The organism is Flavobacterium cheonanense (genome assembly GCF_039539185.1).
In the GTDB taxonomy this organism is placed as follows: Bacteria; Bacteroidota; Bacteroidia; order Flavobacteriales; family Flavobacteriaceae; genus Flavobacterium; species Flavobacterium cheonanense.
Genome location: NZ_BAABCT010000004.1, coordinates 86158 through 101986 on the forward strand (window position 1 = coordinate 86158; position 15829 = coordinate 101986).

Here is a 15829-nt window from a genome sequence, read left to right on the forward strand (position 1 = left end):
GTATTTAATTTGGTGCAATTTACTATTTATAGAACGAACGATGTATTAAAATTATTGTAAAAAAAATAGTAATAAATAGCAATAGGTCTATTAAAAGATAAAAATGATTAAATTTGAATTTTAAAATATTTTATATGAAATCGCCACTAAAAAAGAGTTTGTTGCAAACAAACACCAATAAGTAAAGGCGATAACATATATGACCGCTAACAAATCAAAATTTACATATATGAAATTATTGCAACGTTTATCACTTATAACTTTAGCTACAATAACAATAGTAAGTTGTAACAAGAAAGAAACCACTTTTGTTGATCCTTTAATAACTAATAGAGATACAACCATCAATCCATCAGATGATTTTTTTAATTATGCTAATGGAGGTTGGTTTAAAAAACATCCTATTCCTTCGTCTGAGAGAAGTAATGGTATTTTTAGAATGATTCAGGACACCATCAACAATCAAATAAAATCTATTTGTGAAACTTCCGCTGAAGCTGGTGCTGAAAAAGGTAGTAATAAACAAAAGATTGGCGATTTTTATGCTTCTGGAATGGATTCTACAACCATCAATAAACTAGGAATAAATCCTTTAAAAGACGAATTTTCTAAAATTGATGCCATTAAAGATGTTCCAAGTTTGTTGAAAGAAATAGGTCATTTGCATACTATTGGTTCTGGAGCTGGTTTCGGTTTTTATGTTGGGCAAGATGATAAAAATAGTGCTAAAAATGCTATTTTTCTTCATCAAGGAGGTTTAGGATTAGGACAGAGAGATTACTATTTCAATACTGATGAAGAAACTGTTACTATTCGAACAGAATACGTTAAACATGTTCAAAAGATGATGGAGTTGATAGGAGTTAAACAAGATTTAGCTACAAAAAATGCAGCTTCAATCATGAAATTAGAAACCGATTTAGCGAAAGCTTCAAGGAAATTAGAAGCTTTGCGTGATCCAATTAAGAACTATAACAAAATGAGTATTGCCCAATTGAATGGAATTACTCCAAATATTGATTGGAATGTAACTCTTAAAGATTTCGGAATTGTTAAAGCTGATACTGTGATAGTTGGACAACCAGAATTTTATAAAGCATTAAATGGAATGCTAAAATCTTATGCTATTGAAGATTGGAAGACGTATTTAAAATGGGATTTAGTTAATACCTATGCTTCTTATTTGAACAAGGAAATTGAAGACCAAAATTTCAAATTTTATTCTACTGTGATGAGCGGTGTTAAGGTTCAAAAACCAAGATGGAAGCGTATTGTTGAGCAAACAGATGGTTCTTTAGGAGAATTAATTGGTCAAGTTTATGTTGATGAATATTTACCAAAAGGAACAAAAGAAAAACTTCTTGAAATTGGAAATAATATTCGTGATGTTTATGCAGTTCGTATCAAAAATCTTGATTGGATGAGTGAACCAACTAAGAAAAAAGCTTTAGATAAATTGAGCAAAATTGTTATGAAAGTTGGATATCCTGATAAATGGAAAGATTTAAGTTCTGTAACCATTGACAGAAATAATTATTTAAAAAATGTGATGGCTGTCAATAAATGGTCTTACGATTACATGATAAATAAATATGGTAAACCAGTTGACAGAACAGAATGGGGAATGTATCCACAAACTTACAATGCTTATTACAATCCAAGCAATAATGAAATTTGTGTTCCAGCATGTAATATCATTGTTCCAGGATTTGAAGGAAGAATGCCTGATGATGCGATTTTATACGGAATTATTGGTGGTTCTACCTTTGGTCACGAAATTACGCATGGTTTTGATGATCAAGGAAGTCAGTATGATGACAAAGGAAATTTAAACAATTGGTGGACTGCTGAAGATTTGAAGAAGTTCAAACAAAAAACTGCATTAATTGTTGCTCAGTATAGCAAATTTAAAGTAGGCGATAAGAATGTGAATGGAGACGCTACACAAGGAGAGAACATTGCTGATTTAGGTGGAGTAGTGATGGGATATGAAGCATTCAAAAAAACAAAGCAATTTAAAACCAACGAAAAAATTAGTGGATTAACTCCAGACCAAAGATATTTTCTAGCATACGGTTACGCTTGGATGGTTAATGGAACCAAAGAATATTTATCGCAGCAAGTAATGACCGATGTTCATTCGCCAGCAAAATATAGAATTAATGGTCCGTTGGCAAATATTCCAGAGTTTCACAAAGCATTCAATATTAAACCCGGAAGCGCAATGTATCAGCCTGATTCGTTGAGAGTTGTGATTTGGTAATATTTAAAGTTATATTAGTAAAAGGAAAGTCATTGGACCAACAAAATTTACAAATGAAAACAACATTTCATTCAAAAGATTTTGTTTTAAATATTCCGAAAACCCAAATTAATTTATAGTACATAGTTTATGAAAAAAAGTATTGTTGCTTTAAGTCTTGTTTTATTATTTGCCTCTTGTAAAAAAGAAGAACGCGTTAAAACGGATTCAGATTTTGAAACTTACAAAAAAACCTTTGTAGACAATTTGTGGAAATTGAATCCAGGTTGGGCTTCCAATGTAGGTTTTCATAAATATGATAGCGTTTTGGTTGTTCCAAATGCGGATTATTCCAAGAAATTGGTAGATTTTGCTAAAGCCAATTTAGATTCGTTAGAAACTTATTCTGTAGACAATTTATCGGATAATAATAAAACGGATTTCTACATGATTAAGAATTATGCAGAAGGTTCTCTTTTTTCTATTAACGAATTAAAATCAGATACTTGGAATCCTTCAGAGTATAATGTTTGTGGTGCTTTCGCCGAAATATTAAACGGAAGTTACGACACTTTAGAAACTCGATTGAAGAATTTCGGAGCTAAAATGGACAACATTCCAGCGTATTATGAAGCTGCAAAAACGAATATCAAAAATCCAACAATTGAACATACACAATTAGCTATCGACCAGAATTTAGGTGGTATTTCAGTATTTGAATCCGATTTAAAAACTGCTTTAGACAAAAGTAAATTATCGGAATCAGAGAAAACTACTATTTTAAACAAAGCTCAAAAATCTGTTGAAGCTATTAAAAGCTATGTTACTTGGTTGCAAAAACTGGAAAACAAATCGCCGAGATCATTCCGATTAGGAAAAGAACTATATGCTAAGAAATTTGATTTTGATATTCAATCAAGTTATTCATCTGACGAAATCTATCAGAAAGCAATTAATCACAAGAAAGATTTGCATGAAAAAATGTTTGTTTTAGCCGATAAATTGTGGTCAAAATATCTCGGTTCAGCTCCGAAGCCAACTGATAAATTGCAAGTTATTCGTCAAGTTATTGATAAAATATCGTTGCAACATACAACGCCAGAAAAATTTCAATCGGAAATCGAAAAGCAAATTCCAGAACTTACAGCTTATGTAAAAGCTAAAAACTTATTATATATCGATCCTTCAAAACCTTTGGTAGTGCGAAAAGAACCTGATTATATGGCTGGTGTTGCTGGTGCGTCTATTTCGTCGCCTGGACCATATGACAAAAATGCTAATACATATTACAACGTTGGAAGTATGTCAGGTTGGGAAGCCGAACGTTCTGAAAGTTATTTGAGAGAATACAACGATTATATTTTACAAATTTTAAATATTCACGAAGCCGTTCCTGGTCATTACACCCAATTGGTTTACAGCAATCAATCGCCAAGTATTATCAAATCGATTTTAGGAAATGGCGCAATGGTTGAAGGTTGGGCAGTTTATACAGAACGAATGATGTTGGAAAGTGGTTACAAAAATTCCGACGAAATGTGGTTGATGTATTACAAATGGAATTTGAGAACAACGTGCAATACTATTTTAGATTATAGTGTTCACACCAAAAATATGTCAAAAGAAGAAGCGATTAGTTTGCTAACCAATGAAGCCTTTCAACAACAAGCTGAAGCTGATGGTAAATGGAAGAGAGCTACTTTATCGCAAGTACAATTGTGTTCCTATTTTACAGGTTATACAGAGATTTATGACTTTAGGGAAACCTTAAAAAAGAATGAAGGTGACCAATTTGATTTAAAGAAATTCCACGAAAAGTTCTTAAGTTATGGCAGTGCACCAGTTAAACATATCAAAGAATTGATGCTGGATAAAAAGTAATAAAAAAGTAAATTAGAAAAGGAGTTCAAACAATTTTGAACTCCTTTTTTAATCATAAAATTTTCTTCACTAACCAATACACAACAATAAAAACTATAACAGTACCAAAGCAACCAAATTTAGTTTTCTTGGCGGCAAAAAAAGCAGCGATGAATGCGATTAAATTTTTCATATGATTTTTATTTAGTGATTATGCTATCAATTTTCCCAGCTAATTGATAATCTAAATCTGTAATTTCATTTTTATCATGTGTAAATAATGAAATTTCTAATTGAAATGCTTTGTGAATTTTACAATCAGGATGATGGTTCATTTCATCAGCAAAATGAGCAACTTTCAAAAGGAATTCAACCAACTCAGTTTGTGATTTGAACTTTAAATTAGTTACTAATTTTCCGTTTACGGTTTCCCAATTAATATTTTCCATTTAATAGTTCGCCACCAATGGCAGATTTAGCTTCGATTCCTATTTTTTTCATCATTTCATATGTTGTACAAACTGCGGCAGATGTAACAGGAATTCCACATTCAGCCTGAATTAAATCGATGGCTTCTAAGGATGGCATTTGTACACAAGCAGATGCTACTAAAACATCAACGTCGGTCAAATCTAATTGCTTATAAATTTCCAATAAATTCATCGGATTCTGAGCAGCAACTTCCAAATTATCAGGTATTTCTAATGCAATACTTTGTTTTACTTTGATACCTTGATTTTCGATATAATCAACAACCATATCAGTCAAAGGTCTCATGTAAGGTGTTATGATTGAAATTTGTTTGGCTCCTAAAACTTTCAAACCATTTATCAAAGCTCCAGCTGATGTTACAATTGGCGTAGGGAAGTCGTTAGCAACAGTTTCTTGATGCAAATTCACTTCTGAAACGCAATGATAACCTCGTCCCATGCTCATAATTGCTACCAAACAAGCATAACCCATAACATCTACATGAGCGTCAGAAAGTTCTTGAGCACATTTCAAACTCATGGCATCCATGGCTTCGAGTTCTTCTTTAGTTACTTTTTTCATTCGCATTCTACTGGAATGGAAAGTAAAACGCTCTGGTAAAATCGTTTCACGTGAACGAAAGATTGCTGGTATTTCGGTTTCCATCGTTACGTTTGAAGATGGAACTATTTGTCCTATTCTGTATTTCATTTATATTTAGTTTGCAGTCTCAGTCACAGTTAGCAGTCTGAAAACTGAAAACTGAGACTGAATACTAATTTTATATTTCTTTAACCGTATTAACAATCGTTCCAATTCCTTCCACAGTTGCTTCTACAACATTGCCATCGTACAACCATTCTTGTGGATTTCTTCCTGCGCCAACACCTGCTGGAGTTCCTGTTGCAATTATATCACCTGGTTCTAAAGTGAAAACAATACTCAAATCTTCAATCAAATCATTGATATTGAACAACAAGAATTTGGTATTTGAATTTTGTTTTTCAACGCCGTTTACTTTTAAAGATAGATTCAAATTGTGCGGATTTTCGATTTCATCTTTAGTTACCAAAATTGGTCCCATTGGTGCGAAAGTATCTTGTCCTTTTGATACAATCCATTGTCCTTCACGACGGCAATCACGAGCAGAAATATCATTAATAACAGTATATCCAAAAACATAATCCATGGCATCAGCTTTTGGAACATATTTTCCTTTTTTACCAATAACAACTGCCAATTCCACTTCCCAATCTAATTGTTCGGTTAGTTTGGTATTTTTAATAATTTCAGTATTTGTGGCCGTAACGGTTGTTGGTGGTTTTGAAAAGATGATTGGTTTTTGAGGTAATTTGCCTGTTGTGTCTAATGTTCTAGCACTTTCAGCAACGTGTTCTGTATAATTTAAACCAATTCCGATGATGTTTTTTCTTGGTTTTGGAATAGGAGCAAGGAACGTTACTTCGTCCATTTCGTAGGCGATTTCATCAAATAGTTCAGCATCTGTTTCAGCAATCATATCGTTAAGTTCTTCAACTAATTCAAATCCCATGTCGATTAGTTCTAACATTGAAGTTGGTAGAGGAAAATTGGATATCTCTCCAAAATCTTCCATATCAATTACTTGATTGTTGTGTAGGAATCCTAATCTTGGTTCGGTGTCGTTTGTTTTGTAAGTAAGTAGTTTCATGTTTAAGCCGCTAAGACGCAAAGGCGCCAAGTTAAAAGTCTATTATCTATTCTCTTTAATCTATTTTCTGATGACCATTATTTTCTTCCAATTCTCTTCCTTGATATAATCCTAAACTTTCAATCACAGGTAAATCATTAAAATTGAATAAGCAAGCATCTTCGGTATCTGATAAATTGTGATGTTCGTGCCAAGCCCAAGATGGAACACAGAAAATATCACGTTCTTTCCAATCAAAACGCTTGCCATTGATAATTGTATAACCTTTTCCTTTAGCACATTGATACACAAATGATCCTGTGTGTTTATGCGCTTTTCCTTTGAAACCTGCAGGTAATAATTGCATTGCCGCACCCATAGTTTGCATCACATGTCCACCAGTTAACGGATTGGAATATTGCATAAATATACCATCAAAAGGATTGACTTCATTGACTTTTTGAGCTTCCAATAAAGCTGGATAAACATTTTTCCAAGAATATTTGAATAATGGTGAATAAGGTTTGTCCCAAGTTTTATCGGCTGGAATTAATCCGGCACAACCATAAGTTATTGGCGAATAATTTAATGGTTTAACTAAAGGTTGTTTGCCATCGTATACAGCGTAATCATTTGCTTCGAGCGCATTTACTAAAGGAATGTCCAAACCATCTTGCCAAATACACGTTTTTCCGCCTTCTTCAACGCCGTGTTCGTGCCAAGTGGAATTTGGAGTAATCACAAAATCATTTACTTCTAGCATTATTTTATTGCCATCAACAACGGTATATCCTTTTTCACCTTCCATAATAAAGCGTAGGGCAGAAGCACGATGACGATGTGCCGAAGTACTTTCACCCGGACGAGTTACTTGAATTCCGGTATATAACCAACCCACAGCTGCTGAAACATCTTTTCGTTTATCGTTTACTAAATAAACAACGCGTCTTCCTGCTTGTTCCGGCGTAACTAATTCAGAAGATTTTAAAACTAATTCGCGTAAATCATCATATTTCCAAAGCATTGGAACAGATGAGCTTCTTGGTTCCCAAGGTTCAATATCGTTGGCAACAGTCCACAATGCACCAGCACCAAGTGTTTCTAATTCTTTGTAATAAGCTTCAAGCTCAGGTGTATCTTGAACTCTTGCTCTTCCTATTTGATCGTCTGAATGGTTTTCGTTCATATTTCTATCTTTTATATTGGTGGCTGAGGCACTCGAAGTCACCAATAATATAATTATCTTTTATTAAACTCTTCGTGATTATCAATAAACGTAATTTTTCGAGTAGGAGCAATATTTACTCGCAAATCAAAAATATCAAATCTATTGTAATGTCCGAGAATGTCGTGCATTTGTTTAGGTTGGATGCATTTTTCCAAATCAATATCGGCGTAAACCATTCCTTCATCGTCAATTAATGGTTCTCCAATTACAGCACCATTCGGACCAATAAATCCTGAAAAAGCTGAGTTTTTTCTTGTTAAAATTTCATCAACATTTGGAACATCTTCACGTAAAGCGTCTTTTATTTCTTGAGAAATTGTAGAACACGAAACTATGGTAAATAACTTTCCTTCAAATGAATGAGCTGCTGCACGTATTTTAATTGCTTCAGCCATATTATAATCTGGTGGTGCTACAGGAAGCGAAATATAATTGGCAATATGAATTAATTCGCCTTGAGAAAGTAACGTAAAACGTGCTAAAGTATTAGTGTTTTCACCACAAGCTAACGTTCCGATTGGACCAATTTCAGTGTTGTAGACCTTTAAAGATGAACCATCACCACTTGTCCAAGTAAGTTTTTCAGCCCAAGTTGGAACTAACTTTCTGTGTTTTCCAATTAAAATTCCTTTGTTGTCTATGATTAAATTGGTGTTGTAAATTTCACCATAAGAATCGCCGCGTTCATTAATTCCGATTACGATATGTATGTTGTTGTCTTTTGCAGCTTGAAATAATGGTTTCATTGATTCATCAGATACAGCAACAGAATTTTTATACAATTGCTCGTACCATTTACTGCCTTGAACTGGCGTCATAATCCAATTCCAATAAGGATAACCAGCGATGAAAACCTCTGGAAAAGCTATTAATTGTGCTCCATTTTGGCTGGCTTCTTTGATGAAGGTAATGGCTTTATCAATCGTTTTTTCTACATTGAGAAAAACTGGTGATGTTTGAACGGTGGCGGCTTTGAATTTTTTGATGTCCATATTTTTTTAATTATGAATTGAGAATTACGAATTATGAATTGAAACGAATATTAAATCGTAATTCATAATTTGTAATTCGTAATTTTATTCTTCATTTCCTCATTAAAAGCTTCTGCTTTGATGCTTTGTCTATCTTCTTGAATTTTTACATTTACCAAAGTTACTTCGCCTTCTAATACGGTTTGTTCATTTTGATTAACAAATTGAAATCCGCAAATTATAGAGGAAGTTTTTAGTTCTTTAACCCAAAGTTTTTTGGTTAGCGTTTCTCCAATTCGAGCAGCGTTTTTGAATTGCACTTTCAAATCTACTGTTGGAATTCCGTTGGTTTCGTGCATTTTGGAGAATGGTCTTTCTAGTGCTTCTTCAAACCAATCTTCTACCAAATCGTTGAGCATTTCTAGAAAACGAGGATAGAATACTATTCCAGCGTAGTCAATGTGTTTGAAACGAATTTTTTCTTGTTTTATGAAAGGTTGGTTCATATAGATTAACGATTGAAGATTAACGATTTTTGATTTTTGAACAAATTAAAATTTCTCACTACTTGCTTTTCTCCAAAAATACAAAAATTCTTTTGGAACTGTGCTTTCAAATAATAAACAACCGGTTTCTAATTCGGGAAATATTTCGGCAAAGGTTTCTACTTTGTTTCGGTCGATTCTTGTGGTGATTACGTCACGAGTTACTTCGTCGGGATGCGACAATCCTGCTGAAGCCATTAAATCCATGGCAGATTTAACGGTTTCGTGTTGGAAACGCGCTACACGAATGCTTTTTTCTTCAGGAACTAATCCTTTCATTAAATCGGGATTTTGCGTCGCAACTCCTGTTGGACAAGTGTTGTTGTGGCATTCGAGCGCTTGAATACAGCCCAAAGCAAACATCATTCCGCGAGCTGAGTTACATAAATCGGCACCTAATGAAAGTGTACGAACAATATCAAAACCTGTAATAACTTTTCCAGAAGCAATTATTTTGATTTGATCTTTGATTCCGAAACCATTTAAAGCATCATAAACAAAGGCAATTGCATCTCGCAAAGGCATTCCAACGTGATCTGAATATTCTTGAGGTGCTGCGCCAGTTCCACCTTCGCCACCGTCAACCGTTATGAAATCTAAATACGTTTTGCTTTCGACCATTGCTTTACAAATCGACAAAAACTCTGATTTATTTCCGATGCAAATTTTGATTCCAATAGGTTTTCCTTCAGAACCTTTTCGCAATAATTTTACAAAATCCATTAATTCTAAAGGTGTTGTAAAAGCAGAGTGGGTTGGTGGTGATAAAATATCTTGACCTTTTGAAACCAAACGAATGGCTGCAATTTCATCGGTTACTTTTTCTTTTGGTAAAATTCCTCCATGTCCAGGTTTTGCTCCTTGAGAAAACTTAATTTCAATCATTTTGACATTATCTAAAGTGGCTCTTTTTACAAATTCGTCATAATTGAATTTTCCTTCATCGGTGCGACAACTGAAATAGCCGGTTCCGATATTCCAAACGACATCACCACCTTGAAGATGATAAGGAGAAAGTCCACCTTCGCCAGTATTATGATAAAATCCGCCTTGTTTTGCTCCGTTATTCAGTGCTAAAATGGCATTTTTGCTCAACGAACCAAAACTCATGGCGCTAATATTGAACATACTTGCATTATAAGGTTTAGTACATTGAGACGATCCAATATGAACTTTAGGATTTTCATTTACTTTAGAAAAAGGAATGGCACGAATACTATGATTAATCCACTCATAACCATCTTGATAAACATCTAATTGTGTTCCAAAAGGCATGGAATCAGACTCTTTTTTACTTCGTTGATAGACAATACTTCTTTGCAAACGATTGAATGGTTTTCCTTCTAAATCGGTTTCTACAAAATATTGACGAATTTCTGGACCAAGCCCTTCTAATAAATAACGCATTCTTCCGAGTAAAGGAAAATTTTTACGAATGGTTTTTTTGGATTGATACATATCATATAATCCCATTAAAATCAATGGAATAAATATTAAAAGTAGAAAACTAAATTTCCAATTGACGTAGATTAATATTCCTGTTAAGGAAAGAATGGTGATGCTTATTATTAGAAATGCTTTTCTCATTATTATTTTGAACACGAATTGCACGAATTTGCACGAATTCTATTTTTGTTATTATTTCACGAATTTTTATTTCAACTTACTATTATTTATCCTCATTAAAATAGGTTATTCCAAATTCTTTTAGGGTTTCCTTTAAACCAAGTGCGCATCCTGAAAAGGCTTTAAAGTTTTCAGAACTTTTACTTCCATTGCAATCAAAACACATTTCTATATAACCATATATTTTATCATTTTTATCATAAAATAATAGTGCGTGTCTTGGATTATAGCATTTTGCACCCCAATTTTCTATTTCACATTTTGATAATCTTTCTTTTAGCACTATTGTTTGGTATTCATTTAAGGTCATTCTATTTTTGAGATACTTTTTATTAATTTCGAGTTTGCAATTTTTTATATAATTTAATTTTAAATAATTAGGATTATCTTCTTCATCCCACTGATTTCTATCAATGTATGCCAAAATATCGATTCGTTTTGTTTTTTCAAATGATGAATTTATTTCTTTTCTAAAAGTAGTGTTGCATGAATTTGTTAAAAACAAAACAAATAGAAATAAACAATTTATAAATAAAATCTTAATACTTAATACTTTCATCTTGATACTATTTCAACTTAAATCGTTGAATTTTTCCTGTTTCTGTTTTGGGTAATGCTTCTATAAAATTAATTACTCTTGGATATTTATAAGGAGCAGCTACTTCTTTGAACCAATGTTGGATACGGTTTTTCATCGCATCTGTTGCTTTAGATTGATCATTTAGAACAATATGTGCACAAACTAACATTCCGCGTTCTTCATCTGGCATTCCTACTACTGCACATTCTAGAATATCTTCATGTGTTAAAAGTACAGATTCTACTTCAATTGCGGCAATGTTGTATCCTGAAGAAATAATCATGTCATCGCCACGAGCTACAAACCAGAAATAGCCTTCTTCATCTTGACGGAAAATATCGCCAGTGATGTTCCAACCGCTTTCAACATATTCTTTTTGTTTGTCTTCGCGATTTAGGTATTTACAACCTGTAATACCTCTAACGGCTAATCTTCCTGCTTCATTTCTTGGTAATTCATTTGCTTTTGCATCAATAATTTTGGCTTCATAACCTGTGATGGCTAATCCTGTTGCACCAGGTTTCATGTTTTCTTCATTGGATGAAATAAAAATATGTAGCATTTCTGTTGCTCCAATTCCGTCAATAATTTTCAATCCTGTAGCATCATACCAATCTTGCCAAACCTTTAACGGTAAGGTTTCGCCAGCCGAAACACATTTGCGTAAGCTAGAAATATTAAACTCTTTTACCTTAGTTGTGATGATTCTCCAAGCTGTTGGAGCTGTAAAACATATCGTAACTTTATGATCTTGAATTGCTTTTAATAACAAATCAGGACTAGGTTTTTCAATTAAAAAAGTAGAAGCTCCAAAATACATTGGAAACAAAACCAATCCGCCTAAACCAAAGGTAAAACCTAATGGTGGACTTCCTGTAAAAATATCATTTTGAGTCGGTTGCAGCGAATATTGTGGAAAACATTCACAGATATTCAAAATATCTCTATGATAGTGCGATGTCATTTTGGGCAAACCTGTAGTTCCAGATGTGAATCCAATTAAAGCCACCGAATCGGATTTTGAATGATAATTATCGAATGTTTTTGGTTTAGAAGCCATCAATTCTTCTAATTGAGAATTACCATAGAAACAGGTTTTCTTTAAAAAATCAGATTTCACCAAATGGATTTCTTCTTCTAATTCTTTATCACAAAATGCATGAGAAATTTCTGCACATTCAATTATAGTTGTTAATTCTTTTGAACGAAGTAGAGGCATAGTGGCAACAACAATTCCACCTGCTTTTAAAATAGCAAACCAACAAGCTACCATCATTGGATTATTAGCCGAACGAATTAAAACTCTGTTTCCTGATTTCAAACCTAAATCATCTACTAAAACATGAGCGATTTGATTGGCTTTTTCAAATAAATCTTGATACGTCCAAGTTTCTTCAAAAGTTCTAATGCAAATGTTGTTTCCACGACCTTCTTTGATGTGATTGTCTAATAATTTTTCAACACAATTCAGCATTTCAGGATGTTGAAATTGCGGTAAATCAGTAAAAACATAATTTGGCTGCAAGTCTAAACTTGGTAGGTTTAAGTGTGCAAAATTATCTTCGTAGTGTTTCATTTGAAAATTGTATATCGTATATTGTATAAATGTATATTGATTCAATTTTACAATATAAAATTATACAGTATACAGTTTTTACTTCTTATTACTCTTCGGTTTCAAAGCTTTTTTCATTCCTTCCGCTTGTTTTCTTTCAGAAGCTTTTAATGGATATAAATGTGAAATTCCCATTTTGTATTGATTTAGAATGTCATTGGGTTGAAATTGTTCATAAGCTTGTGCGTTTCTAACAAAATTTGCATCTAATAACAATGGTCTTCCTAAAGCTACTAAATCGGCTCTTCCGTTTAAAATGATTGTGTTTATTTGATCAATATCTTGAATGTAGCCAGCAGTAATCGTTGGAATATGAACTGTATTTCTTACCACATCTGAAAAAGGTGTTTGCCACATTCTACCGGTTATTGGTTTCTGATTTGCAACCGTATTTCCTGTCGAAACATTGATTATATCTACTCCAGCATTTTTAAAAGCTGTTGCAATTATGATTACGTCCTCTTCTGAAATTCCGTTTTCTGCCCAATCGGTTGCTGAAATTCTGACTGACATTGGTTTTTCTTTTGGGAAAACATTTCGCATTTCTGTAAAAACTCTTAATGGAAATTTCAATCGGTTTTCAACAGTTCCGCCAAATTCATCAGTTCTATTATTAGTTAATGGCGATAGGAAAGAAGCTAATAAAAATCCATGATGCGCTTGTAATTCGATTAAATCAAATCCAGCTTTGTCTGAATTTATGGTTGCTTGAACAAATTGTGAAGTAACTAAATCCATGTCAGCTAAAGTCATTTCTTTTGGTGTTGCAGAATTTTCATTAAATGGAATTGCAGACGCACTAAGTAATTCCCAACTTTCTCCAGAAAAACTATCTTCCCAAGGAATTTTAGAGCAACCTTTTCTACCAGAATGACCTAATTGAATTCCGATTTTAGTCTGTGTGTTTTTATGAATAAAATCATTTATTCGTTTCCATTCAACTATTTGATTATCATGATATATACCTGCACAACCTAAAGTAATGCGTCCAGTTTCTGAAACTGCTGTCATTTCCGTTAAAATCAATCCTAATCCACCAATGGCTCTTGAGGTATAATGTTGAAAATGCCAATCGTTAACTAATCCGTTTTCTGCCGAATATTGTCCCATTGATGACATTGTAATTCGGTTTTGTAATTCTAAATTTCTTAATTTGAATGGAGAGAAAGCAGCACTTTTGCCTTCGAGAGCCTTATACAACGTTTCATTTTTGTTGCCTGAGGCACTCGAAGCCAACAAAAATTCTTCTAAAACTTTATCTGTAAATGATTTATCACGCAAACGCAAGTTTTCATAAGTTACTTTTTTAGCACGTGTCATACATCCGAAAGCAAATTGATAAAAAGGATGCTGATTGTGTCGGTTCATATTTTCAAACCAATCTAACGATACTAACGCAGCATACTGAATCATTTCTACAGTATTTCTTCGGGATTTATCATAATGTTGAAAAACTGCTTGAACATCGTTTGGATTCTCCATCAATGCATCAAACAAACCTATAGCAGAATCCATCGCTAATTTTGTTCCTGAACCAATTGAATAATGAGCTGTAGCTTTAGCGTCTCCAAGTAAAACTATATTCTTATGATACCAATTTTCATTAGTTACATGTGGGAATTGGCGCCAATGTGATTTGTTAGAAATTAGTGGATGACCATCGAGTTCTTCTTTGAAAATTTCAGCAATTTTTGCTATCGTATCTTCTTCGTTAGTAACTTCAAATTGGAATTTTTGCCAAGTCTCGTCAGAACATTCAAATATCCAAGTACTCATTCCGGCTTCATATTGATAGGAATGTGCTACAATTAATCCGTGTTCAGTATTTCTGAAAAAATAGGTGAATGCGTCTAATGGTTTTGTTGAGCCCAACCACACAAATCGGTTTTGCTTTAGTTCGATTTTGGTTCCAAATTCTGATGCAAATTTTGTTCGTATTTGACTTCCAATTCCATCAGAAGCGATAATAATATCAGCATCTTCAAATTGACTCAAATCATCTACATTGTGTTCGAAATGCAAATTCACACCTTCTTCTATGCATCTTTGTTGTAATAATTGTAGTAAAGTTTTTCTTGAACATCCGCAAAATCCATTTCCTGCTATGTTTACAGTTTGTCCGTCACGAGCAATTATAATATCATCCCAATAGGCAAATTTGCTACGAATGAGTTCATACGATTGCATGTCACGCTTTAGAAATTCTCCCAAAGTTTCATCGGAAAACACTACACCAAAACCAAAACTGTCGTCCGATTTATTACGTTCGTAAATATCGATTTGGCAATGTGGCATTGCTTTTTTTGTAAGGATTGAAAAGTAAAGTCCACCAGGACCACCACCAATTACTGCTATTTTCATTTATACTGAACTTGTTTCAGTATCTCAATTAAGATACTTCTATTATTTGTTTAACTTCTTTTGATAGAGAATATTTCTCCAATTTTACTATAATTTGAACCTGCTAATCTTGAAACAGGTTTGTAATTTTCCATATTGATTTTGTAGTCATCTAAAAGAACCTTGTCATCAAAGTGCATCATTACAATTCTTCCTATAACAACGCATGCGCCACCTTGATTATGGTCTTCAAGAAAATAATGATGTACCATTTCGCATTCAAAATGAATTGGACTTTCTTTAACGCGCATTGGTTTTACAAGAAGTGATGAGATAGGAGTGACTTTAGCTAATTGAAATTCGTCTATATCCGAAGCTACACTTGCAGCAGTTGTATTCATTGCCTCAACTACATTTTCAGTGACCATATTAACTACAAATTGTTTATTCGCTAATACATTATTTAAAGTATCTTTATTACTATTATTATCTCTTCTTGTAGAAAACATTACGTGAGGTGGGTCGTCTCCTAAAATATTGAAATAGGAGAATGGTGCTAAATTATTGATTCCCTCTTCATCAATAGTAGATATCCAACCTATTGGTCTAGGAATTACTGAACCAGTTAGAAGTTTGTATATGGCAGATTGCTCTAGTTCTTTAGGATCAAATTGCATTTTGT

At 33.3% G+C, this 15829-nt stretch carries 13 protein-coding genes; 2 read left to right on the forward strand and 11 right to left on the reverse strand.

Annotated features, from left to right (window positions below; genetic code table 11):
* The first annotated feature begins 229 nt into the window (after positions 1 to 229).
* Both ABD766_RS08765 and ABD766_RS08770 read left to right on the forward strand, forming a co-directional pair.
* A complete protein-coding gene (locus ABD766_RS08765) occupies positions 230 to 2263 on the forward strand; it encodes a M13 family metallopeptidase (RefSeq protein ID WP_344816321.1) in 2034 nt (677 codons plus the stop codon).
* Between the two features lie 129 nt (positions 2264 to 2392).
* Positions 2393 to 4123, forward strand: a complete 1731-nt coding sequence (locus tag ABD766_RS08770; RefSeq protein WP_344816322.1) for a DUF885 domain-containing protein — start codon at positions 2393 to 2395, stop codon at positions 4121 to 4123.
* Between the two features lie 179 nt (positions 4124 to 4302).
* On the opposite strand, the gene ABD766_RS08775 is transcribed toward ABD766_RS08770, so the two are convergent.
* The 11 genes from ABD766_RS08775 to ABD766_RS08825 all read right to left on the reverse strand — a co-directional run bounded on the left by ABD766_RS08775 (position 4303) and on the right by ABD766_RS08825 (position 15824).
* Positions 4303 to 4551: a 4a-hydroxytetrahydrobiopterin dehydratase gene (locus tag ABD766_RS08775; RefSeq protein ID WP_344816323.1), complete on the reverse strand. Its 249-nt coding sequence runs from the start codon at positions 4549 to 4551 to the stop codon at positions 4303 to 4305.
* Entirely contained in the window at positions 4538 to 5284 is a 747-nt protein-coding gene (locus ABD766_RS08780; RefSeq protein WP_344816324.1) for a maleate cis-trans isomerase family protein, read from the reverse strand. The genes ABD766_RS08775 and ABD766_RS08780 overlap by 14 nt, the downstream gene beginning before the upstream one ends.
* Before the next feature lie 70 nt (positions 5285 to 5354).
* Positions 5355 to 6263 (reverse strand): fumarylacetoacetate hydrolase family protein, encoded by a 909-nt coding sequence (locus tag ABD766_RS08785; RefSeq protein ID WP_344816325.1) that lies wholly within the window; start codon positions 6261 to 6263, stop codon positions 5355 to 5357.
* Between the two features lie 55 nt (positions 6264 to 6318).
* The gene (locus ABD766_RS08790) at positions 6319 to 7428 is read right to left on the reverse strand and encodes a cupin domain-containing protein (RefSeq protein WP_344816326.1); all 1110 of its coding nucleotides are present in this window, start codon (positions 7426 to 7428) and stop codon (positions 6319 to 6321) included.
* A 53-nt stretch (positions 7429 to 7481) separates the two neighbouring features.
* Positions 7482 to 8462: a carbon-nitrogen hydrolase family protein gene (locus tag ABD766_RS08795; protein WP_344816327.1), complete on the reverse strand. Its 981-nt coding sequence runs from the start codon at positions 8460 to 8462 to the stop codon at positions 7482 to 7484.
* 62 nt (positions 8463 to 8524) lie between these two features.
* Positions 8525 to 8947 (reverse strand): acyl-CoA thioesterase, encoded by a 423-nt coding sequence (locus tag ABD766_RS08800; protein WP_344816328.1) that lies wholly within the window; start codon positions 8945 to 8947, stop codon positions 8525 to 8527.
* 45 nt (positions 8948 to 8992) lie between these two features.
* Positions 8993 to 10573 (reverse strand): FMN-binding glutamate synthase family protein, encoded by a 1581-nt coding sequence (locus ABD766_RS08805; protein ID WP_344816329.1) that lies wholly within the window; start codon positions 10571 to 10573, stop codon positions 8993 to 8995.
* A gap of 82 nt (positions 10574 to 10655) precedes the next feature.
* Positions 10656 to 11171, reverse strand: a complete 516-nt coding sequence (locus ABD766_RS08810) for a hypothetical protein (protein WP_344816330.1) — start codon at positions 11169 to 11171, stop codon at positions 10656 to 10658.
* A gap of 7 nt (positions 11172 to 11178) precedes the next feature.
* Positions 11179 to 12768 carry an AMP-binding protein gene (locus ABD766_RS08815; protein ID WP_344816331.1) on the reverse strand — a complete coding sequence of 530 codons (1590 nt, stop codon included), beginning with the start codon at positions 12766 to 12768 and terminating at the stop codon, positions 11179 to 11181.
* A gap of 78 nt (positions 12769 to 12846) precedes the next feature.
* Positions 12847 to 15168, reverse strand: coding sequence for an oxidoreductase (locus ABD766_RS08820; protein WP_344816332.1), 2322 nt, complete (start codon positions 15166 to 15168; stop codon positions 12847 to 12849).
* 50 nt (positions 15169 to 15218) lie between these two features.
* Positions 15219 to 15824 (reverse strand): flavin reductase family protein, encoded by a 606-nt coding sequence (locus tag ABD766_RS08825; protein ID WP_344816333.1) that lies wholly within the window; start codon positions 15822 to 15824, stop codon positions 15219 to 15221.
* Positions 15825 to 15829 lie beyond the last annotated feature (5 nt).